At 37.4% G+C, this 22,500-nt stretch carries 20 protein-coding genes; 3 read left to right on the top strand and 17 right to left on the bottom strand.

Translation table 11 applies throughout. The annotated features are described in order from the left end of the window. Positions 1-146: 146 nt before the first annotated feature. Positions 147-2,171, bottom strand: coding sequence for a M3 family metallopeptidase (locus tag ACFIL7_RS00285; protein WP_375634600.1), 2,025 nt, complete (start codon positions 2,169-2,171; stop codon positions 147-149). 548 nt (positions 2,172-2,719) lie between these two features. Here ACFIL7_RS00285 and mgtE point away from each other — a divergent pair. The 3 genes from mgtE to ppa all read left to right on the top strand — a co-directional run bounded on the left by mgtE (position 2,720) and on the right by ppa (position 7,798). Beyond that, positions 2,720-4,096: a magnesium transporter gene (gene mgtE, locus ACFIL7_RS00280; RefSeq protein WP_375633915.1), complete on the top strand. Its 1,377-nt coding sequence runs from the start codon at positions 2,720-2,722 to the stop codon at positions 4,094-4,096. A gap of 1,265 nt (positions 4,097-5,361) precedes the next feature. Beyond that, on the top strand, positions 5,362-7,188 hold the full coding sequence (gene typA / locus ACFIL7_RS00275) for a translational GTPase TypA (RefSeq protein WP_375634601.1): 1,827 nt from the start codon (positions 5,362-5,364) through the stop codon (positions 7,186-7,188). Between the two features lie 79 nt (positions 7,189-7,267). Next, positions 7,268-7,798 carry an inorganic diphosphatase gene (gene ppa / locus ACFIL7_RS00270; RefSeq protein WP_375633911.1) on the top strand — a complete coding sequence of 177 codons (531 nt, stop codon included), beginning with the start codon at positions 7,268-7,270 and terminating at the stop codon, positions 7,796-7,798. A gap of 53 nt (positions 7,799-7,851) precedes the next feature. Here the strand turns inward: ppa and ACFIL7_RS00265 are convergent, their stop codons facing one another. The 16 genes from ACFIL7_RS00265 to ACFIL7_RS00190 form a co-directional block, all read right to left on the bottom strand. Continuing rightward, positions 7,852-8,166 (bottom strand): DUF167 domain-containing protein, encoded by a 315-nt coding sequence (locus ACFIL7_RS00265; protein WP_375618079.1) that lies wholly within the window; start codon positions 8,164-8,166, stop codon positions 7,852-7,854. Between the two features lie 22 nt (positions 8,167-8,188). Further along, complete coding sequence (locus ACFIL7_RS00260) at positions 8,189-8,482, bottom strand: YggT family protein (protein WP_375633909.1); 294 nt, start codon at positions 8,480-8,482, stop codon at positions 8,189-8,191. 327 nt (positions 8,483-8,809) lie between these two features. After that, the gene (locus ACFIL7_RS00255; RefSeq protein WP_375633907.1) at positions 8,810-9,370 is read right to left on the bottom strand and encodes an invasion associated locus B family protein; all 561 of its coding nucleotides are present in this window, start codon (positions 9,368-9,370) and stop codon (positions 8,810-8,812) included. Between the two features lie 99 nt (positions 9,371-9,469). Next, positions 9,470-9,997 carry an RNA pyrophosphohydrolase gene (locus ACFIL7_RS00250; protein WP_375633905.1) on the bottom strand — a complete coding sequence of 176 codons (528 nt, stop codon included), beginning with the start codon at positions 9,995-9,997 and terminating at the stop codon, positions 9,470-9,472. 39 nt (positions 9,998-10,036) lie between these two features. Next, on the bottom strand, positions 10,037-11,347 hold the full coding sequence (locus ACFIL7_RS00245) for a S41 family peptidase (protein WP_273790634.1): 1,311 nt from the start codon (positions 11,345-11,347) through the stop codon (positions 10,037-10,039). Further along, positions 11,337-12,578, bottom strand: coding sequence for a murein hydrolase activator EnvC family protein (locus ACFIL7_RS00240; protein ID WP_375634022.1), 1,242 nt, complete (start codon positions 12,576-12,578; stop codon positions 11,337-11,339). The genes ACFIL7_RS00245 and ACFIL7_RS00240 overlap by 11 nt, the downstream gene beginning before the upstream one ends. Before the next feature lie 133 nt (positions 12,579-12,711). Beyond that, on the bottom strand, positions 12,712-13,194 hold the full coding sequence (gene rlmH, locus ACFIL7_RS00235; RefSeq protein ID WP_375618083.1) for a 23S rRNA (pseudouridine(1915)-N(3))-methyltransferase RlmH: 483 nt from the start codon (positions 13,192-13,194) through the stop codon (positions 12,712-12,714). 1 nt (position 13,195) lies between these two features. Further along, entirely contained in the window at positions 13,196-13,582 is a 387-nt protein-coding gene (rsfS, locus tag ACFIL7_RS00230; protein WP_375634602.1) for a ribosome silencing factor, read from the bottom strand. Between the two features lie 111 nt (positions 13,583-13,693). Continuing rightward, on the bottom strand, positions 13,694-14,287 hold the full coding sequence (locus ACFIL7_RS00225; protein ID WP_375634603.1) for a nicotinate-nucleotide adenylyltransferase: 594 nt from the start codon (positions 14,285-14,287) through the stop codon (positions 13,694-13,696). A gap of 29 nt (positions 14,288-14,316) precedes the next feature. Beyond that, positions 14,317-15,573, bottom strand: coding sequence for a glutamate-5-semialdehyde dehydrogenase (locus ACFIL7_RS00220; protein WP_375633900.1), 1,257 nt, complete (start codon positions 15,571-15,573; stop codon positions 14,317-14,319). A 45-nt stretch (positions 15,574-15,618) separates the two neighbouring features. Beyond that, positions 15,619-16,758 carry a glutamate 5-kinase gene (proB, locus tag ACFIL7_RS00215; RefSeq protein ID WP_375633898.1) on the bottom strand — a complete coding sequence of 380 codons (1,140 nt, stop codon included), beginning with the start codon at positions 16,756-16,758 and terminating at the stop codon, positions 15,619-15,621. A 1-nt stretch (position 16,759) separates the two neighbouring features. Continuing rightward, positions 16,760-17,785 carry a GTPase ObgE gene (obgE, locus tag ACFIL7_RS00210; protein WP_375633896.1) on the bottom strand — a complete coding sequence of 342 codons (1,026 nt, stop codon included), beginning with the start codon at positions 17,783-17,785 and terminating at the stop codon, positions 16,760-16,762. Positions 17,786-17,935: 150 nt separating this feature from the next. Further along, positions 17,936-18,682, bottom strand: coding sequence for an RlmE family RNA methyltransferase (locus ACFIL7_RS00205; protein WP_375683232.1), 747 nt, complete (start codon positions 18,680-18,682; stop codon positions 17,936-17,938). Between the two features lie 29 nt (positions 18,683-18,711). Further along, a complete protein-coding gene (locus ACFIL7_RS00200; protein WP_375633894.1) occupies positions 18,712-20,022 on the bottom strand; it encodes a Ppx/GppA phosphatase family protein in 1,311 nt (436 codons plus the stop codon). A 909-nt stretch (positions 20,023-20,931) separates the two neighbouring features. Beyond that, entirely contained in the window at positions 20,932-21,534 is a 603-nt protein-coding gene (locus ACFIL7_RS00195; RefSeq protein WP_375633892.1) for an invasion associated locus B family protein, read from the bottom strand. Continuing rightward, a partial coding sequence (locus ACFIL7_RS00190; protein ID WP_375683231.1) for a Vomp family autotransporter occupies positions 21,531-22,500 on the bottom strand: 970 nt, incomplete at its 5' end. The genes ACFIL7_RS00190 and ACFIL7_RS00195, both read right to left, overlap by 4 nt.

Genomic DNA, 22,500 nt, shown 5'->3' with positions numbered 1-22,500 from the left:
AAATCTATTTTCCTCTATAAACAAAAAGCGAATACGATAAAAAAACTCTGTTTACAGAGCTATAATGAAGAAAAAATTTGCATAAATCGCAACTGCACCTTTCGAATAATATGAAAACGGCATGGTGTTAACCATACCGTTATATCTTATAGTCCACGTTTGTTAATCATTGCCTCTGGTAAAGGCATTCGTCCCCGAAAAGCTTTATAAAGCTCCTCTGGATCACGACTTCCTCCAGCGGAGTAAATAAAACGTTTCAACTTATCAGCAAGCTCTGAATTAAAAACATCTCCCGTTTCTTCAAAAGCTTGAAAAGCATCAGCATCAAGGACTTCCGACCACATATAAGAATAGTAACCAGATGCATAACCATCCCCCGCAAACACGTGCATAAAATGTGGGGGACGATGACGCATAATAATTGTATCAGGCATTTGCAGCTTTTCTAATTCTTGGCGTTCAAACACTGTTGGATCAGTGACTGTTTCGCCTTGATGAAAAGCCATATCCACTAAAGCTGATGAGATAAATTCAACGGCAGAAAATCCTGCATTAAATGTCTGTGCTACTAAGACTTTATCTATCAACTCTTGTGGCATAGGATGACCTGTTTTTGTATGTATAGCATAAGATTTTAATATCTCTGGTACTGTTAACCAATGTTCGTAAAGTTGAGAAGGTAGCTCAACAAAATCACGTGAAACAGATGTTCCCGACACAGATGGCCATGTGACATCAGAAAGCAAACCATGCAATGCATGTCCAAATTCGTGGAAAAGCGTACGTGCATCATCAAGTGATAAAAGAGCAACTTCCCCTTTAGGTGGTTTAGCAAAATTACAAACATTGTAGATAATAGGCTTTTGTCCGCCATCCAATTTATGTTGTGATTGCAAACTACTCATCCACGCACCGGAGCGTTTTGAAGAACGCGCAAAATAATCACCAATAAAATGCCCAAGTAGACTTCCATCAGACTTTTTTACTTCCCACAAACGTGCATCAGGATGCCAAAGTGTAACAGCGTTTTTTTCTTCAAATGTAATGCTAAAGAGTTTTTCGGCTACCCCAAAAGCCGCTTTAATCATAAGATCAAGCTGAAAATAATATTTAATCTCAGCGCTATCGAAAGAAAGTTTTTCAGTGCGAAGTCTTTCAGCATAATAACGCCAATCCCAAGCAGCTAAAGATTCATTGCTGCCCTGATTGTTGGCAAAATTTTGTAAGTCAATTTGCTCAGTAGAAGCTTTCGCTCTTGCGCGCTCCCATACAGGCATAAGCAAATCCATAACGGAATCAACACTTTTAGCCATAGTATTATCGAGCTTCAAATCTGCGAAAGATTTATATCCCAATAATTTAGCCTGCTCATCTCGAAGCGCAACAATCTCTACAATAATTGTTTTATTATCATTCTTGTTATTATTTTCACCACGTTTAGCCCAAGCTTGGAATGCAACCTCACGCAAATCACGACGATCAGAGAATTTTAAAAAAGGTTCAACAATCGAACGTGCTAGTGTTAATGCATACGCTTTTTCATTGCCTCTTTCACACGCAATTTCCTTCATTGAAGCAATGAGATCTTGCGGTAAACCAGATAAGTCTGTTTGTTTTAAAAACAGAATCCATTCAGCTTCATCATTTAAGACATTTTGTCCAAAAGTAGCATTTAAAAAAGCAAGTCTTTCATTAATTTCCAAAAGCCGTTTCTTAGCTTTTTCATCGAGTTTTGCCCCATGACAAACAAACTTTTTCCACCATAATTCCAGAACACGTGTTGTTTCACTCTCAAATGTGCCCAACTGCGACTGTTTATAAAGCATATCTATTTTCGCAAATATCCGTGCATCCATCATCATTTTTGAAGAATAACGAGAAAGTTTTACAACGAACTCTTGCTCTAGCTGTTGAATTAATACATTCGTATGAGCACTGGTGCGTAAGAAAAATATTGAACAGACACGATCAAGCGCTTTGCCGCAAAGCTCAAAAGGCTGCAAAAAATTCTCAAGCGTTGGTGGTTCTTGCACCATCGCAATTGCTTCTAGTTCTTCTTCTGCTTCTTGAAGTGCCTGTTCAAAAGCGGGTTTAAAATCTTCGTCACTTATAGAAGAAAAATCAGGAAGACCTGAAAATCCCTTCCAGTCCAGCACTGCTGCTTTTGTCATAATACTTTATGTCTCCATTATAAATTTAAACTGTAACAATTATCTTTACGACACAAATTGATAACATACTAAAACTATTTCGTGAGTTTCAAAACTACCTTTCAAAACGCTATTGAATAAAAAACCTGAAAATCGTAAAATTCTTTCATTCAAACCATATTATATTGAAGCAATAAAGATTATTCGCTCGCACATCACAATAGAATTACATATTAACAAAAACACTTGGAGAAAAGCATAATCTCCACTCTTTATAAAATATTGCTGTAGATTATTTTGAAAATCGCAAACTGCATTAAAGAAATGATGGTAAAATCAGAACTGATTTTTACATTTACGTTTTTATATTATCCTCAAATTAAGCTGTATTCTCGTTTTAGTGATTCAGAAACTTGTTTATAACTTATAATTTATCCTTGACTTTACTTCAAATATTAACAATTGGGAATATAGTTGGGGAGTTTTTTTAAATCTTCCATAAACTTTTGTTTTTATCTCATCTATTATCTAGATTTACAACTCTCCAACTCTTCAGGAGGTACTTTATCATGACTGAAATCAAAACGGCCTTCGACTTCAAAAATTTTTCTCCTGAAGCTCTCGCTGAAAAGTTAAAGAACCAGCATTTTGCAGACTCTATTGATATCATCAATGAGCTCGATATCATGGAACGTGTAACTATTCTTAGTCTTCTGCCTCTTGATTATGTTATCGAACTTTTTGATAAACCAGAGCTTGAGCAACCTGCTGCCATCCTAGAACTTCTCCCTATAAATCGTGCTGTTGAAATTCTTGATGGCATGTCTGCCGATGCTGCTGCAGACGTCTTTCAAGAAATGGATAAGGAAACCCGTACACGACTTTATGCCTTGCTTAACCCCTTAACGCGCGCTGAACTTAAAAAACTCATCAGTTATCCTGATCATACAGCAGGAGCACTGATGACAACAGAGTTTATAGCCGTTCCTTCAAACTGGACCATACAAAAAACTTTGGATCACATTCGTGAGGTCGAGCGAACACGTGAAACAGTTTATACCAGCTATGTAATTGACCCCAAAACAGGTACTCTTCTCAAAGCTGTTTCCCTGCGTAACCTTATTCTTGCCTCACCTGATGAACAAATTCTTAATGTCCCTACCCATGACTCGCCCATTACAATATCACCTTTCACACATCATGAAGATATCGCACGCCTTTTCCAGCGCCATGATCTTCTCTCTGTGCCTGTAGTTGATGAAAGTAACCATGTCATTGGCATTGTAACCGTTGATGACGTGCTTGATACTATGGTCGATGAAATGAATGAAGATGCCTATAAATTTGGGGGTATGGAAGCACTTAATAAGCCCTATATGCAAATTAAGTTTCCTGAAATGATGAAAAAACGCGGAGGCTGGCTCGCTTTACTCTTTATCGGTGAAATGCTGACAGCAAGCGCTATGCAACATTTCGAAACAGAACTCGAAAAAGCGATTATTCTTACACTGTTCATACCTCTCATTATGAGCTCAGGAGGAAATTCCGGCTCACAGGCTACATCCCTTATTATCCGTGCATTGGCTTTACGTGAACTCACGTTGAAAGACTGGTGGAAAGTGATCATTCGTGAAATTCCAACAGGACTATCCCTTGGTCTCTTACTAGGAATTATTGGTGTTACGCGCATTGCTCTTTGGCAAAAACTGGGTATCTACGACTATGGCCAACATTGGATTGCTATTTCGACAACAGTGGGTACAGCTTTAGTTGGAATCGTTACCTTTGGTTCTCTTTCTGGATCTATGTTGCCTTTTATTCTTAAAGGTTTAAAATTTGATCCAGCAAGTGCTTCTGCTCCTTTTGTGGCAACTTTAGTAGATGTCATGGGCATTATAATCTATTTTTCTGTAGCTTCTCTCATTTTGTCAGGAACTCTTCTTTAAACATGTAAAGTAAAAACTCTTACTTATGGAAAAATCTCGTCATGTAACCTAAGATTCTTTCCATAAGAGAATAAGCTTTATTATTTATTTTCTAGCGCACCGCTCTATAGATAATTTATTATTTTTTTGAATAACAGCTCCGGATAACGTAATTTTACCTCATCATAAAGCTTCTCATATTAAATCGATTAAAGTCATCTTCTTGCCAGTCACAAACGAGATCGGTGTATGGCTAAAAACTATTCAAGAAAAAATAAAATACTTCTTATATCCTCTCTCTCGTATCAAAAACTGGCGCAATATTGACAGCTGAGAAAAAATAATAATGATGATACTCAACAGGCTTTATATTTCTTCACAAAGGCGTTAATAGTATACTATTCGCGTATGTTATATCATTTATGAGCCCTATCATGGAATGGATGTAGTGTACGTTAAGAAATCTCTCTTAAGTACATGAATATGCAACAAAAAGTATACTCTGTTTAAAGTGTTCTGTTTGGCATAAAAAGCATACTCCTATTAGAGAGTGCAATTAACAAAAGTGTAAGGCAATGCACTATCTCCATGGTTTAAAAGATATTACTTTAGATGCTTTTGAAATCATAAATTGGATTAACAGCAAAGATGGGAATTTTCTTTGGATGCCTTCATATTCTTTCTAAATAAGACTGTATGCCGGGTTCATAAATAAATCAAACAGATATAACTCTTGCCCTAATCTGGCATACAAAAGCTAGAACTTCTTATAAAATTCTTAATCGTCTCAATATTTACCTCAAATACACGATTGCATTAGATCTGTATTTTGATTGACAAGTTATGGAATAAGAAAAAGCTTTATTTAGAATAAAAATGTTGTAAAGTTGTCAATAAATTGGCTATGGATTGAGAGATATTCCGGATTTTTATCAATCTCTTTGCAAAACAACAACAACAATACCGCTAGCTTTATACTTACTTACTCTTACAAGAATTCATATAAATTTCTTGTGTCATATTGATAAAAATCAAATTGACTGTGATTTTTGAGATAATTCTTAGCTCGAGAATAGAACATACGTACTATAAAAAACTTTTACGAAGCTTCAGAAATTGAAGCTCAATAGAGCCTTAAAGACTTGGATAAATAGTTTTGCCATAAAAATATTGCCTCCATCTTCCAAAATTATAAAAAAACATGTAAAAGATTTTCTAATAGTCAGGCAAAGAATGTAAAGACTTTGCCTCAAATGAAATTTCATTAAACGAAAAGAAGAAAATTTATGCAATTGCGTAACATTGCCATCATTGCCCACGTTGACCATGGGAAAACAACGCTTGTAGACGGGCTTCTCAAGCAATCAGGAAACTTCCGTGATAATCAGCGTACAAGCGAACGTATGATGGATTCAAACGATATTGAGAAAGAACGCGGAATTACAATCCTAGCGAAAGTGACATCTGTTGTTTGGAAAGATACTCGAATTAATATTGTTGATACACCAGGACACGCCGACTTTGGTGGAGAAGTTGAACGCATCCTCAATATGGTTGATGGAGCCATTGTACTTGTTGATGCTGCTGAAGGACCAATGCCACAAACAAAATTTGTTGTTGGCAAAGCATTGAAAGTAGGATTGCGCCCTATTGTTGCTATTAATAAAATTGACCGACCGGATGCACGCGTTGATGAAGTCATCAATGAGGTTTTTGACCTTTTCGCTGCTCTTGATGCAACCGATGAACAGCTTGATTTTCCTATTCTTTATGGATCTGGACGCGATGGATGGATGGCTGAAGCCTCTGAAGGACCAAAAGATCAGGGATTAGGTCCTTTATTTGATCTTGTGACGCAGCATGTCCCTTCTCCTAGTGTAGCAGAAGGACCGTTTCGCATGATTGGAACTATTCTTGAAGCGGATCCGTTTTTGGGACGAATTATTACAGGACGGATTCATTCTGGCTCTTTGAAACCCAATCAAAATGTCAAGGTTCTTGGACAAGATGGAAAACTTTTAGAAACTGGGCGTATTTCAAAAATTTTAGCATTTCGTGGCTTAGAACGGCAACCTATTGAAGAAGGAAGTGCTGGTGATATTGTTGCGATTGCAGGTCTACAAAAAGGTACCGTTGCTGATACTTTCTGTGACCCTACTGTCAATGAACCTCTTACTGCCCAACCAATTGATCCTCCTACTGTTACTATGAGTTTTCTCGTCAACGATAGTCCCCTTGCTGGAACTGAAGGCGATAAAGTAACTAGTCGTGTCATTCGTGACCGATTGTTAAAAGAAGCAGAAGGCAATGTTGCTCTTAAAATTGAAGAATCAGCCGATAAAGATTCTTTCTACGTTTCAGGACGAGGAGAATTACAGCTTGCAGTTCTTATTGAAAATATGCGCCGTGAAGGATTTGAGCTTAGTGTTTCACGTCCACGTGTTGTTATGCAAAAAGATGAAAATGGAATAACTCTTGAGCCAATCGAAGAAGTTGTTATCGATGTTGATGAAGAATATTCCGGTACTGTTGTACAAAAAATGTCTGAACGTAAAGGCGAAATGGTGGAATTACGTCCTTCTGGAGGTAATCGTGTCCGCCTTGTCTTTTATGCACCAACCCGAGGACTCATTGGTTATCAATCTGAACTTTTAACGGACACACGTGGTACAGCAATTATGAATCGCCTTTTCCATGCTTATGAACCTTATAAAGGAGACATTGCTGGTCGTGTTAATGGTGTTATGATTTCAAATGACAACGGTGAATCTGTCGCTTATGCTCTTTTTAATCTTGAAGATCGTGGACCTATGATCATCGATGCGGGTGTGAAAGTCTATCAAGGTATGATTATTGGCATCCACTCACGAGATAATGACTTAGAAGTTAATGTGTTAAAAGGGAAAAAACTCACCAATATGCGCGCTTCCGGAAAAGATGAAGCCGTAAAGCTAACGCCTCCCATTAAAATGACGTTAGAACGCGCCTTATCGTGGATACAAGATGATGAACTTGTGGAAGTAACCCCTAAAAATATTCGTCTCCGCAAACTCTATCTTGATCCTAATGAACGTAAACGTTTTGAAAAAGCACGTGCATCAATTTCAAGTTAATTTCATAATCTCTTTGGTAAAATATTTATAAAATATTTAATTGTATTGAGCCTCACTATATTCCAGAAAGGATGTCTCTATGAATATTAAGGAAATACCCGTAGGCAAAAATCCACCAGAAGATATTAACGTTATTGTGGAAGTCTCCCTTGGTGGTCAACCAATAAAATATGAGATGGATAAAAAGTCGGGTGCATTATTTGTTGACCGTTTTCTTCATACATCAATGGTTTATCCTGGAAATTACGGTTTTGTCCCTCATACGCTTTCAGATGATGGTGATCCTATTGATGTTCTTATCTGTAATACCCGTCCACTTATGCCTGGTTGTGTTATCAATGTTCGCCCCATCGGAGCTCTAATGATGGAAGATGATGGTGGTAAAGATGAAAAAATTATTGCCATTCCCACTACAAAATTAACAAAACGCTATATCAATATTCATGACTATACAGATCTGCCCGAGATTACACTCAAACAAATTGAACATTTCTTCAAGCATTACAAAGATCTGGAACCTGGAAAATGGGCTAAAATTGAAGGATGGCGTGATAAAAACTTTGCTCATGAATTAATTAAGCAAGCTGTTGAGCGCAATAAAAAAGTATAACGATTTTAATAAAATAAAGCCTATAAAAAAATAGGCTTTGTTATTTATTTTTTCTACGAGATGTAATCTCTAAAGGATTGCCATATCTGCTTTAGCTCTTCTAAATGTGTTGAAAAGTAAAGTTGTTTGTAGCGAGATATTGCGCCGCTTTTCAGAGAAATAGAAGAAGATGGGATTTTCCACTGCTTCGCAAGAAATTTAATGAGAGCTTTATTCGCTTTTCCATCTTCAGGAACAGCCCGAAGGCGTATAACCAGATATTGTTTTTCACCATCCCTACATTCAACCCCTATTATTTTGTCAACGGATGATTTAGGAATGAGATATACAAACAAAATCAAGTTATTTTCATCAACTTGATAAAACATGTATTCGCCTCAAGTAATATTTCTATAAATACATGTTTGCGTAAACGCGCCACATGAAAGTACGAATAAAATAAATAATAATAAAAACTATAATAGGTGAAATATCAATTGTTCCAAAATTTGGTAAAATTTGCCGGATACGGCTTAGAATGGGATTTGTAAGACGATATAGAAAGCTTCCTATCAAAACAACAAAGCGATTGCGCGAATTTATGATATTAAAGACATAAAGCCAAGAAAAAATGACACTAGCGATTAAAATATCAATATAAATCTCAAAAATCAAATCAATCGTTCGAAGCAATGCATAAATCATGCGTCATCCCTTTCAATCAAGGAAACAGAAGAGCGTATAGAAAACCTTCATTAAAGCAGGTCTGTGTATCAAAAAATGGTTTTATATTTCAATACTCTTTTTTCTTGAATAAAAACCAGACATCTAAATTCTTCATCTCTCTATTTAATGACGATGCAGTTAGAAAACAAATATCAAAATTAAAAATAGCACATAAAATAGAAGAAACAGCAAAAAATCTGAATATTCCTTAATAGGATTAATCTTAAATCTCATCGTTTTAATTATTAATTATAAAAAACAAACAAACTAAAAGCGGCCTTTTAAAGTCCGCTTTTAGTTTTAAAATTATTTCTGCAAAGCAGTCAAACGATTAAGAGCACTGCTAAAACCATCTAGCTGAACAAATAAATCATTCAAAGCTGGTTCACCTGCAGCAGCAATTGTCATCGCCAACTTTAACTTTTTTCCAGAACGTAAAGCTGCTACGTGATTTTTGTCAAAAACGACAGGAACTACACAACCTGCTGGTACACAAGTCCGGATACCGGTTTCGATAACAGCTTTTCCCTCATCAACTTGTAAACGAACAGGCTTAGAAACCAAAATGCCAAAAGGAACTGTTAAATTACCAGATACAACACCCTCAGCATCGAGAGTAAGTCCCATAGCCACAACAACACGCCCCTGCTCATTCACTTCTTGACGGTGCATAAAACAAATTCTTTTCCCTTCTTGTATACCACAGTTAATAGTCCACAAACCGTAGGTTTCAGTCAAAGAAGAAGCTCCATTTGGCAATGTCGCTGCCGCATCTTTTGATGCAGGAGGCTTTGAACTTGTTGCAAATGCAACAGATGAAATACTCAAGAGAGTAAAAACTATAAGTAAATTAAATAACTTTTTCATTTTATATTCCTGTTCTTTACATAAAAGATAAACATGTTTATTATTTATTATAATATAAAGCATCTTAATAAAAAAAGCTTTCTCATAATCATATAGCTTTTATAATGGTCTAAGGCTACCTCGAAATTCGCTGACAATTTTCGTATAAACGTGCTTTTTAAAAGAAACAGCAATCAACGGAAGGGTTTCTAGATCAATCCATTTCCATTGATCGAATTCTGCTTTATTGCCATCTGGTGGCGGATTAATCGCAATTTCAGAAAGCTTTCCTGTAAACTGGAAAGCAAACCATTTTTGTATTTGCCCACGATATTTATTTGTTAATGTGCACCCAATAAGTTCTTGTGGAAAATCATAATGGAACCAATTTTGTGCTTCTTTAATCAACTTTACAGATCGAATACCCGTTTCTTCATAAAGTTCACGATATGCCGCATCTAATGGTTTTTCATCTTCATCAATCCCTCCTTGAGGAAGCTGCCAACGATGAGATATGTCAATATCTGCATCTGCATGAATGGGCATCATTAAACGACGCCCAACCCACACTTTCCCCTCATGATTAAAGACAACAATCCCAACACATTTGCGATATGGAAGAATCTTCAAATTAATATCTGCATCCATTTAATATTCCTCAAAATCGCAAGCTATAGATATCAATTCTCACTTTAACACATCCTTATTGGGATCTGGTGGAAATGCTGCATTTGCCATTTCACCTCGTAACAGTTTATAGGCCTCATTCAATTGAATATCATCTTTAGGGTCTTTGGGAACAAAAGCAGCTGAACCAGATCCTTTATTACTTTCTCGTTTTCCTTTGATATGTCCTTTTAATGCAGACTCACCAACTTTTACATCATAACCTTTATATTTTTCAGGAAGTGGTTGCTCTACAATAATATCAGGCGTAATCCCTGTTCCTTGAATAGAAGTGCCTGATGGCGTGTAATAAAGTGCTGTTGTTAAGCGTAAAGCCCCATTTTCACCCAAAGGAATAATTGTTTGAACAGATCCTTTACCAAAAGACTGCGTCCCTAAAATTGTTGCACGACGATGATCTTGCAATGCACCCGCAACAATTTCAGAAGCACTTGCTGAACCACCATTAATAAGAACAATGAGCGGTTTTCCATTGATGACATCACCTGGCTTCGCATCAAATCTTGTCACATCACTCTTTTTGCGCCCACGAGTCGACACAATTTCACCTTTATTGAGAAAAGCACTCGAAACATTAACAGCTTGATCTAAAAGCCCACCCGGATTAAGCCGCAAATCAAGGACGTAACCTTTTAGCTTATCTTCAGGAATTTTAGATTGGATATCTTTAATTGCCGCTAGAAGATTATTTAATGTCTGTTCAGAAAACTGGATAACTCTTAAATATCCAATATCACCCTCAACCCGATATTTCACCGCTTTTACTTTGATAATATCACGAACAATCTTCACTTCAAATGGCTTATCAACGCCAGAACGAATAATTGTTAAGGTAATTGGTGTTCCAGGAGCACCTCGCATCTTATTAACAGCTTCATTCAATGTTTGACCATTCGTTTGTACATCATCAATTTTTGAAATAAGGTCTCCTGCTAGAATACCTGCTTTTGAAGCGGGAGTATCATCCATTGGTGAAACAACTTTAATTAAGTTTTTTTCCATAGTGACCTCAATACCAAGACCTCCGAACTCTCCTTTCGTAGAATCCCGCATATCCTTGGCTTCTTCAGCATTCAAATAAGATGAATGAGGGTCCAGTGATGTGAGCATGCCATTGATAGCATTTTCAATAAGCTTTTTATCATCTGGAACTGTAACGTATTGCATACGCACACGCTCAAAAACATCGCCAAATATAGCTAGCTTTTTATATGCATTATCTTCATTATTCGCAGCAACAGACTGCACCATAATCATTGAACAGGCGCCGAGCAATACCCCAGCGACCAAAAGAATAACTTTACGAATCATTTTGGCTCCTTCTTATTTTTTCAGTCTGCCACCAAGGAGTTGGATTTACAGGTTTTCCCTGCTTTCTAAACTCAATGTAAAGCATTGGAGAAGTTTTTCCTATATCCAATGCAACACTGTTTGAAATAAATTGCATCTCCATTATACCCAGAGGCTCACCTGAAAGAACAAACTGCCCCTGTTTTACATTAATTCTCGACATTCCAGTAAAAATGATATGATAACCATTTCCAACATTGAGAATGATTAAATGTCCGTAAGAACGAAATGGCCCAGCAAAAGCAACAAAAGCATCCACAGGTGAAATAACAACAGCTCCTGACTCTGTTTCTATCGTTTCACCAAAGCGCGTAATCTGCGAACTTTTGTTAGAGTGATGTATTCTTTTTCCTGAAACAGGAAAAAGTAAAGAACCTTTTCGGCTTTCAAAATTGGACTGTTCTAACAATTGTAAACTTTTCCGTACCTGTACTGATGCATCAGAGCTAAGTTTTGACTGACGATCGAGCTCTAAAATCAATTCTTCCAAAGACTGCGCTTTTTTAGCAAGAGCAATATTTTTTTGTTGCTGTTCTGTAAGTTCTTTTTCTGATTTTTTTTGTAGTTTGTTTTTTTGGTCTAATAAAAGCTCTAGACGTTTTCGCTGCTCTGCTTGATTTTGCAGTTTTGTCTTTAATGCCGTATATTCCGTAGTAATGGAATTACTCAAATTGGTCAACTCCTTGAGTTCCCCTTTTAAATCTCGTGTTTTCTCTTGCATCTGAGGAATAACAGTACCTAATAAAACAGAACTACGTATAGAAGCCAACGCGTCTTCTGGCTGTATCATAAGAGCAGGAGGCGGATTCAATCCCATACGTTCCAAAATTGCAAGAACTTCCGCAAATTCAGCACGACGATTTTTTAAACTTTGATAGACTTGTACCCGCTTTTCTATCATTTTTTTAAGCTTTTCTTCCCTTTTAGCAATATCATCTGCTACTATACGTTCTTCTTTAGCCGCCTTTATGAGTGCATCACTCAAAACACGTTGATCTTTTTTTAAATGCTCAACTTGATGCATAAGAAAAGTAACACGCTCACGCGAAAGTGAAATATTTTGGCGAATTTCTCCCAATTCTTTATGTACTTCCGTACTCCTCATTTCTTCCGCATGCGATACAGAAAAGCAAAAAAACATACTCAAGAGCAGAATGACAAATATGACGCACTCCTCATATAAATATAGCATCTTTCTATGAAGAAGCTTTTTCATTTGCAAAAACCATGACACCTCATCGTATACATTAGAGATGCTTTAAATGGTGTCAGCTAAAACAATATTAATAAACATATAAATAAGTGCTAAAAATTGAACAAAAATATTAAAAACGATGATACGGATGATTATTTTCAATTGTTACAGCGCGGTAAAGTTGTTCTGTAAGAAGAATACGTGCAATTTGATGTGGCCACGTCATCAAACCAAAAGATAAAAGAAAATCAGCACGCTTCCTTATTTGTTCATTATGCCCATCAGGTCCTCCCAAAGCGATGACGACATCTCGAATGCCCTCATCACGATAACACCTCAATTTTTCAGAAAAAGAAGTTGAAGAAATCGATTCTCCACGCTCATCTAACACAATTAATCGACATTTTTCAGGTAAAAATTCAATAAGTTTTCTCCCCTCTTCCTCCATACGTTGACAAACTGTTTGAGCACGACTTTCTGGTATCTCTTGTAACTTTTTTAAATGCAAGCCTACATCTCCAGAAATTTTAGAAAAACGATCCAAATAATGCTGAACTAATTTTTGCTCCGCCCCACTTTTCATACGACCAACCGCAAAAACAGAAATTTGCATTTTAATGATCTCCGAAGAGAAGCAAAGCCGTATCGTTTAAATCCGGCGTCATCCATATTTTTTCTAAATTATAAAAAAGACGAATTTCTGGACGAAAAAGATGAATGATAATATCACCTGTATCAATCAATACCCAGTCACCTCCAGCAAGCCCTTCTACACGCGCAAGCCCCTGCCCACTATCTTTCCAAGTATGTAATAAATGATCAGCAACAGACGATACATGACGCTGCGAATTTGCTGAAGCTATGACTATATAATCAGCCAAAGATGACTTCCCTCGAATATCAATAGCAACAATATCTTCTGCTTTTGTATCTTCTAAACTCTTGAGAATAACTTCAAGACTCTCACTCACAGAAAAAACTTTTTTTTCTTTTGAAGGCATAATATTGTAAGAGTGTTTGTGTGCAACGTTTTTCAGATCAATATCCTTTCTTATCGTTGTGGAATCTAAAAAAGAGACTTCTCTAAAGAGAAGCAGAATCTTATGAAATGTTCAAGAAAAATCATTCTTCTTCAAACGAAGGTTTGTTGAAGACTGAAAAGATAAAGGTCCATGCAAATAAGTCCAAACTGGTGGCTTGATAAAAGGTAATCGCTTACTTTCTCTCTCATCCAAACGAAAACGGCGATAAATATGTGCCATAGGAGAAGAAAGTGCTGACCGATTTCCTAAAGGACGATCAATAATCGCAATAGGAAGCATAGAGACGATATCATGCCATCGATACCAATGATGTATCGTCGCAAAACTATCTGCCCCCATAATCCATACAAAATTTACGCCACTGTAATGGGTAAGAATATGAAAAATCGTATCTACTGATACTTTGCTCCCTATAGCCTGTTCAAAACCTGTTAAGCGAATTTTTGGATGGTCAATAAGTTTAAAACTTAATTGCATTCTCTCCTCTAAAGAGAGCAACTGTGTACAATCCTTTAAAGGATTTCCTGGAGTGATCATCCACCATAACTGATCAAGATGCAAACGCCGAATGGCAATTTTTGCAACAAGAAGATGCCCCGCATGCGGTGGATTAAAGGAACCACCAAAAAGACCCACAACATTAGATCTTTCAACATGTGGCATACAATTTTTCCATGGAAAAAATAATGTTCTCAAGCTCTAACCTGACCATTTCCTTTAACGTGATATTGAAATGATGTTAGCTGTTCAACACCTATGGGACCACGTGCATGCATTTTTCCTGTTGCGATACCAATTTCCATTCCAAAACCAAATTCACCTCCATCAGCAAATTGTGTAGATGCATTGTGCAGCAAAATAGCTGAATCTAAATGATTAAAAAAATTCTTCACCACTTCCAAATCCTCAGCAATAATCGATTCCGTATGTCCTGATGAATAACGCTTGATATGAGCAATGGCTCCCTCAACACCCTCAACTGTTTTAACAGAAAGAATAGCATCAAGATATTCATGCGACCAATCTTCTTCAGAAGCTAATTTGACATCTGGTATAAGAAAAACAATATCTTCTGTGGCGCGAATTTCACATCCCTTCTCCTGTAAAGCAGTTAAAACAGGAAGAAACTTTTTTAATGCTTGGCTGTCAATGAGAACTGTCTCAACAGCACCGCATATCCCTGTTCGCCGCAGCTTTGCATTTAAAACAATATTGCGTGCCATATCTAAATCTGCCGATTTATCAATATAAATATGACAAAGTCCCTCCAAATGAGCAAAAATTGGAACACGTGCATCAGACTGAACGCGGGCAACAAGGCTCTTTCCACCACGTGGTACGATCACATCAATCGCTCCATCCAATCCTTTGAGCATTTCCCCAACGGCAGCACGATCTGTCGTTCCAACCATTTGGATAGCATCTTTGGGTAAACCAGAGCGCTCTAAACCTTGTACCAAAGCTAAATGAAGAGCATGAGAAGAATGAAAGCTATCCGAACCACCGCGCAAAATCGCAGCATTACCTGCTTTTAAGCACAAAGAACTCGCATCAACTGTAACATTGGGACGACTTTCATAAATAATGCCAATCACACCAAGAGGTGTTCGTACACGACTTATATGAAGCCCATTTGGACGTTTCCACGCACTCATAACCTGTCCAACAGGATCAGATAAACGAGCAACTTGACGAACACTGTCTATCATTGCACGTAAACGCAAGTCATCTAATTTTAGCCGATCAATCATTGCAGCTTTCAAATTATTCTGAGCAGCATTCTCTAAATCTTGACAATTCGCCCGTAAAATTTTATCTGACTGAGCCTCTAGACTTAAAGCGATCATTTCTAATGCATTATTCTTTTGCTCAGAAGAAGCAACGGCCAACGCTGCAGCGGCATAGCGTGCTTTTTGTCCCATATCTTTCATTTGTTCTTCTAAAGTCATCGTATTATCCACTCTGCGAAAACAATAAAAACAAAAGTAACTTTTTTAAACAGAATTGATCAAGCAACGTACAATCATATCATTACGATGCACCATAGCAGAGCGCGCCTCATACCCAAGAATAGCTTCAATTTCTTCACTTTTATGTCCTATAATGCGTACAGCCTCATCTTTGTCATAGCTTACAAGTCCACGCGCAATCTCAACCCCATCTGTACCAACAATTGCAACCGTATCCCCACGCTGGAAATTTCCCTCAACGCCAATAACCCCTGCTGCTAATAACGATTTTCCTGTTTCAAGAGCCCTAATGGCTCCTTGATCAATCGTCAAAACACCAGATGGATCTAAATGACCAGAAATCCATGTTTTCCAAGCATTGACAGATTTCTTACTTGCCGCAAAAAAACTCTTGCGTTCACCTTTGTCAATTGCAGCAAGGGGATTCATACGCTTGCCTGAGGTGATAATCATTGCCGTTCCAGCAGCATTAGCTATTTTTCCGGCTTCAAGCTTAGTCTTCATTCCTCCCCGTGAAAACTCTGAAGCAGCAACATCTGCCATTTTTTCGATATCATGCGTAATGGATGCAACAAAAGGTATAAATTCAGCCGTAGGATCACTATGGGGAGACTTTGTATAAAGACCATCAATATCAGATAAAAGTATTAAAAGATCTGCCCCCATCATTGTTGCCACACGTGCAGCTAAACGATCATTATCACCATAACGAATTTCATTTGTCGCAACAGTATCATTCTCATTAATAACAGGTACTGCTCTAAAACGTAAAAGTACATTAATCGTTGCACGTGCATTGAGATAACGCCTTCGCTCTTCCGTATCAAATAAAGTGAGCAAAATTTGGCCTGTTTTGAGCCCATGTTGAGCAAGCGCATCACCATAGGTTTTAGCTAACTCAATTTGCCCCAAAGCAGCACATGCCTGGCTTTCTTCCAATTTCAAAGCCCCCTTAGGAAGCTGTAGCAATGTCCTTCCTAAAGCAATAGCACCTGAAGACACCAACAATATCTCTACACCTTTTTTGTGCAATTCAACAACATCACTAATCAAGCTTTTAAGCCATTCAACCCGTAAACCTGCCTGAGGATCAACCAAAAGGGCAGATCCAATCTTGACCACAATACGTTTATAGTGTGTAAGTTTTTGCGATCCAACAGCCATCTCAATCAACCTTGCTATCCCCACTAATCTCCTCTTTGCGTGACATTTCAATAATATGTGCACCAGCACGCAGCACATTTTCTAAACCTTCGCGGCTAACGGCAGAAAACATCATAACAGGTTGATCCGCAGCTCTTTGCAAAGCTTCCTGTTTCGTTTTACGCTCTTCAATCGTTAGCGTATCTATCTGGCTTAAAGCAATAATTTCAGTTTTATCACTTAGATTATTTCCATATGCCTCAAGTTCACGACGCACAATTTGATATGCTTTTGCAACATCTTCTTCTTGAGCAGAAATCAAATGAAGGAGGACACGACAACGTTCCACATGTCCTAAAAAACGGTCTCCAATTCCCACCCCTTCATGGGCTCCTTCGATTAACCCCGGAATATCAGCCAAAACAAATTCACGACCATCAATTCGTACAACACCAAGATGAGGATGTAGAGTAGTAAAAGGATAATCTGCAACTTTTGGCTTTGCCGCCGTTACAGAAGCTAAAAAAGTTGATTTTCCGGCATTTGGTAAACCAACAAGCCCCGCATCAGCAATTAACTTCAAACGAAGCCATATTGCACGCTCTTCTCCAGCCAAACCTGGATTTGCACGACGCGGTGCCCGATTTGTCGATGTTGTAAAGTGAAGATTGCCAAAACCGCCATTCCCTCCTTTTGCAAGGCGATAGCGCTGTCCCACTTCCGTTAAATCACATATTAACGTTGTATTATCTTCTTCAAAAATTTGCGTCCCAACCGGAACTTTAAGGATGACATCATCACCCTTCTCACCCGTCATATTACGCCCCTTGCCATGTCCCCCTGTTTTTGCTTTAAAATGCTGTTGGTAGCGATAATCAATCAGCGTGTTAAGCCCATCAACAACAAGAGCCCAGACATCACCACCCCGTCCTCCATTCCCTCCATCAGTCCCCCCAAATTCTATGAATTTTTCACGGCGAAATGATACTGCTCCAGAACCTCCATTACCAGAACGAATATAAACTTTAGCTTGATCAAGAAATTTCATTGGAAACACTCACTGAGGAATCAATCTCTCTACCTCTATAGGCAATACATTAATTTTACCAGTTTTTCATCATTGATAACAGAAAAACTGTCGCTATCGCTGATAACTCTTTGAGAAAAAAATCATCACATTTAAATAGGTTAAGTAAAGTTAAATCTTCTTAAAAGAAGGTGCTATTCTTGTATTTTTTCCCTTAAATTCAAGCGCTAGAAGATAAAGCTCTACTGATTCTGATCGGCTTGCGGGTGGTTTAACATGGTAGACTTTTTTAAAATGCTGTTTTAATCTTGCAAGAAGAGTGTTTTCTGCTCCCCCTTGAAAAGCCTTTACTAAAAAATATCCCCCAGGCTTGAGAACCGAAAGAGCAAAATCAGCCGCAACTTCACATAAATAAATCGTTCTTAAATGATCCGTCTGACGATGACCTGTTGTTGGCGCTGCCATATCAGAAAGAACCACATCCGGTTTTGTCCCTAAAGTTTCAATTAATTTCTGCTGTGCATCTGTATGCAAAAAATCCATTTCCAACATGGCAACTCTAGGTAATGGATCAACATGTAAATAATCAATACCAACAACGCTAGGATCTTCATCACTTGACCCTACTATACGCTCAGCCACCTGACACCACCCCCCAGGTGCTGCTCCTAGATCAATAACCTTTTGACCTTTTTTCAAAAACCTATAGCGCTCATTAATTTCAATGAGTTTATAAGCCGCACGCGAACGATAACCATCTACTTTTGATTGATGGACATAAGGATCATTCAGATGCCTCTCTAACCATCGTCGTGATGAAGCTTTAATGGTTCCTGCTTTCTTTTTTACGCGCTGATATAATTCATGTGACCCTGAGCCTCCATAGCCACCTCTCGGTGTTTTTGTTATTTTTTTCATCGTTATTCATTGTCTCCATATTTAATTCTCTAACGCTTGAAATCTCTGCTCTTTCTATGACGACACCATACTCCATCGCGTAACATCAGCTCTATCAAAATTCCTTCCCTTAATCCACGATCAGCAACTCTTAAACGCTGACTTGGCCAAACTTCCCGAATAACATCTAAAATTGCACAACCAGCTAAAACTAAATCTGCTCTCTCGCGTCCAATAAAAGGACTTATGACACGTTTTTCTATATCCCATGATAATAGGCGTTGTGTCATAAGTGTAATGTCTGCATCATTCATCCAAATGCCATCCACTTTTTTCCTATCATAACGCTCTAAATTAAGATACATTCCTGCTAAAGTTGTAACCGTACCGGAGGTTCCCAAAAGATGAAACTTCGAACCTTGTGCTAACTCTCCTAATTTATGACGATCTGAAAAATTATTTAATAACCCTCGCACATAACTTTTCATTTTTTCAAAATCGTCTAAGCTAATATCATTCCCTCCAAAACGTTCAGCAAGCGTAACAACACCAACAGGAAGAGAAGTCCAAGCGATAATTTGTCGAGCTAAACGAAAAGAACGCTTTTGAGAAACATCAAGTAGCACAATTTCTGATGATCCTCCTCCAATATCAAAAAGCACAATTGCGTCAGTATTTGGTTCAACAAGTGTACTACACCCTGTAACAGCAAAACGCGCTTCTGTTTGCTGATCAACAATTTCCAATTCAAGACCTGTCTCCTCCAAAACACGCTGAATAAAATGTCTACCATTTTCTGCAGAACGACAAGCTTCCGTTGCAATCAAGCGATAACGCTTAATATGCCTTTGTTTTAGCTTTAAATGACAAATCTTTAATGCTTCAATCGCACGATCCATAGCTTGTGTATTAAGAAAACCGTTATTTATTAAACCTTCTCCCAATCGTACAATACGAGAAAAAGCATCAACAACACGAAAATATCCAGGTTTACTGGGAGATGCGATAAGAAGACGACAATTATTTGTTCCGAGATCAAGTGCCGCATAAAGAGGTGGAGATTTTACTGGATGGAACCGTCGAAGAAAAGGTGCTTTGAGTTTTTTTGTTTTTTGAGCACCTATCATTATCTGACTATGAAACTCAAAAGCTGCCTCAGATTGAACAAAAATCTGTTTCTGTTCATAATGTTTTTTTCTCTGTTGTCTCTTTATATCAACAAGGATAGAGTATGCCTCTGTTCGTGACAATGCAGAATGATTATTTGTATTACTACCGCACTGATCATACAACTGATCTGCTTTGGTATCGTATATTTCTCCTCGTTTCAATTCTTTTGAACCATAATTTAACGGGGTCATTTCCCTTATCCCTTGAGCGTTTCCCCCAATAAATAAACGCGAAAACTCTTCTGCTCATTTCTAAATAAAGCAATAATGCAGCATCAAATGATAAATACAAGAAATCACTCTTTCTTTTCCTATCATTAAAATTTTCTACACTAGCATCATTCAGATTTTTATATAATCTTTTGGTTGTTTCCGTAAAATCATGTTTCTCTTTATGAACTTAAAACTATAAATTAATCGTTTACGTTCACATCAATTTTTATAAATTATGCTCTTTTCTTTATACCATTTACACGGAGCACACCTCTATTGTAACAAACCTACACTATCATACTATTTACTGACTCTTAAGGTTACAACAACCTATACATTAGTACGGTTTATAAGAAAAATTTTTTTAATCTCGTTATCCACACACGAGCCTCGTTTGTTATATGCAATGAAATGGCTTTGATTATGCTGAAATAAAAGTTCTGTAGTACCACAAACTGCAATTACAATAGCTGTTATTTTGTGAATACCAATAAAAACTATCGTTCAAAAAAATCTCTAGAATTATAAATTTATCTGAAAAATATTAATGCATAATCAGACCGCTTTAAAAATCCATTTGAAGCTTAAAAAAAGAATTTAGTCTACTCATTATTGTAAGGAATAAATCGAGTATTTCTAATCTTTTTTACTTTTAATAAATAACGAAATAACTCTTTAAGCTTTATGGAAAATACTAACTTGATTTTCTATTACATATAAAGAACCTATTGTATCTTTACATTCATAAAACTCTCACTCTTTCCAATAAGTCACCTCGATATCATATTATATAAAAATTATTACTTATTTGACCTTATAATTTACACTCAAAAATATAATACAACGATTTATGAAAAAATGAATCTTATTAAAAAGACTCGATGGATTCTAAGGACGTAAAGAATTAAGTGCCGCATTTAACCCTTTAAATGGTACAGTAAAAGAAAATACCTTTCCTTCTTTAATTTTATAGGAAATACGTACCTTATTGTTCTGCTCTATTTGTCTAGTCAAAACCGGACCTACAGGTGATTGTGCCAAACAAACCGTTTCATTACATTGCGTATAATGAATAAGAACAGGTTTTTTGACATCTTTTACAAACATTTGAATCGGAACATTTATATCAGAATTTGGCAATGTTCGAAAAAGCATCACTGCTTGACCACTTGTCGTAGAAACAAGAGACCAACTAAAAATGGTATTTCCTTCTTGATCATGAACCGTCTGTGTCACATTACATATACCTTGCTTATGTTTCAGCTTTTGTTTTTCGTCACAAATCAAAGTCCAATCATAAAACTGCATAATAATTCGACGTGTTTCGCCAGGTTCTCCCTTAGGTATCGATAAGCGCGGTGGATGCACTGTATAAATATTATTGTTCTCGTTGGCAAAGCTTTCGCTCTTGCCTATTAAGGCAAGAGCAAACAGAACCTTTACTAACATACTTCTCGTTTTTACAATAACAGCTATTTTTTCTATTATCATCTCAACCTCAGAGTAATTCCAGCGCCTATTCCCCAATGACCTCCAGCACTTGTCACAGATACATTCGAGCGAATATTTCCATCTTCAGATGTATAACCAGCACCAATAGCAAATGCAGATTGACTGCGCCATAAACCACTCCCAAATGAAACACTTAAAGATCCTGGTATATCATAGTAACGTAAGTTGGACACCGCTAGACCAATAGCAGCAGCTTGTCTTGCTTCCTTGCGAACATCCTCAATAGCATAATTCAATGTCTCAAACTTCATATCCGTATACGAATTAGCCTCATTAACTCCATCTTTTACAATATGAGAAACTTTCTCATCCGTATACTTATTGGCATCTTCAAGAACTATCTTCATCTGCTCTTCAGTATAATCATGCAACTGACCACCATTAACAGCTTGCTGAGAACCTGTTTCAATCTTTCCATCCGCTACATTATCTATCATAACAGGTTCGCTGTCATTGCCTCCTACTAACGTAACCTTATTCGTCTTTTTACCATCATCATCTTTGTCATATTTAACCGCTCCATCCATAACCGTTGTTGTAATATCTTTTACATGTTGATCAATCGTATCTACTTTCTTTTCAACCTCTTTCACTTTCTCATTCGTCTCCCATAGCTGACCTCCATTCACAACTTCTTGTGAATTCTCTTCAACTTTACCAGCTAAGACATTCTTAATCTTGCTCGACTTGTCATCATGCTTCGCGTCGTACGCTCCTTCAGTTTCATTCCAATTTAAACCATTGGACGCAACATTCTTCTCAACATCATGAATACGATTGTTGATATTGGTCATACCTGTATTCACACCATCAAACGCAGCCGCAACATTATCATAGCTCGTCTTCTCATCTGAACTACCGTCACTCTTAAATTGTGCAACCTTGAATTCCGGTGCACTCCATTTCCCATCCTTATAGCCCGCTCCTCCTCCTAAATAGGACGCT

Source organism: Bartonella sp. AP3QHHD (assembly GCF_042195765.1).
Lineage (GTDB): Bacteria > Pseudomonadota > Alphaproteobacteria > Rhizobiales > Rhizobiaceae > Bartonella.
This window is presented reverse-complemented; position numbering and strand designations above follow the sequence as displayed.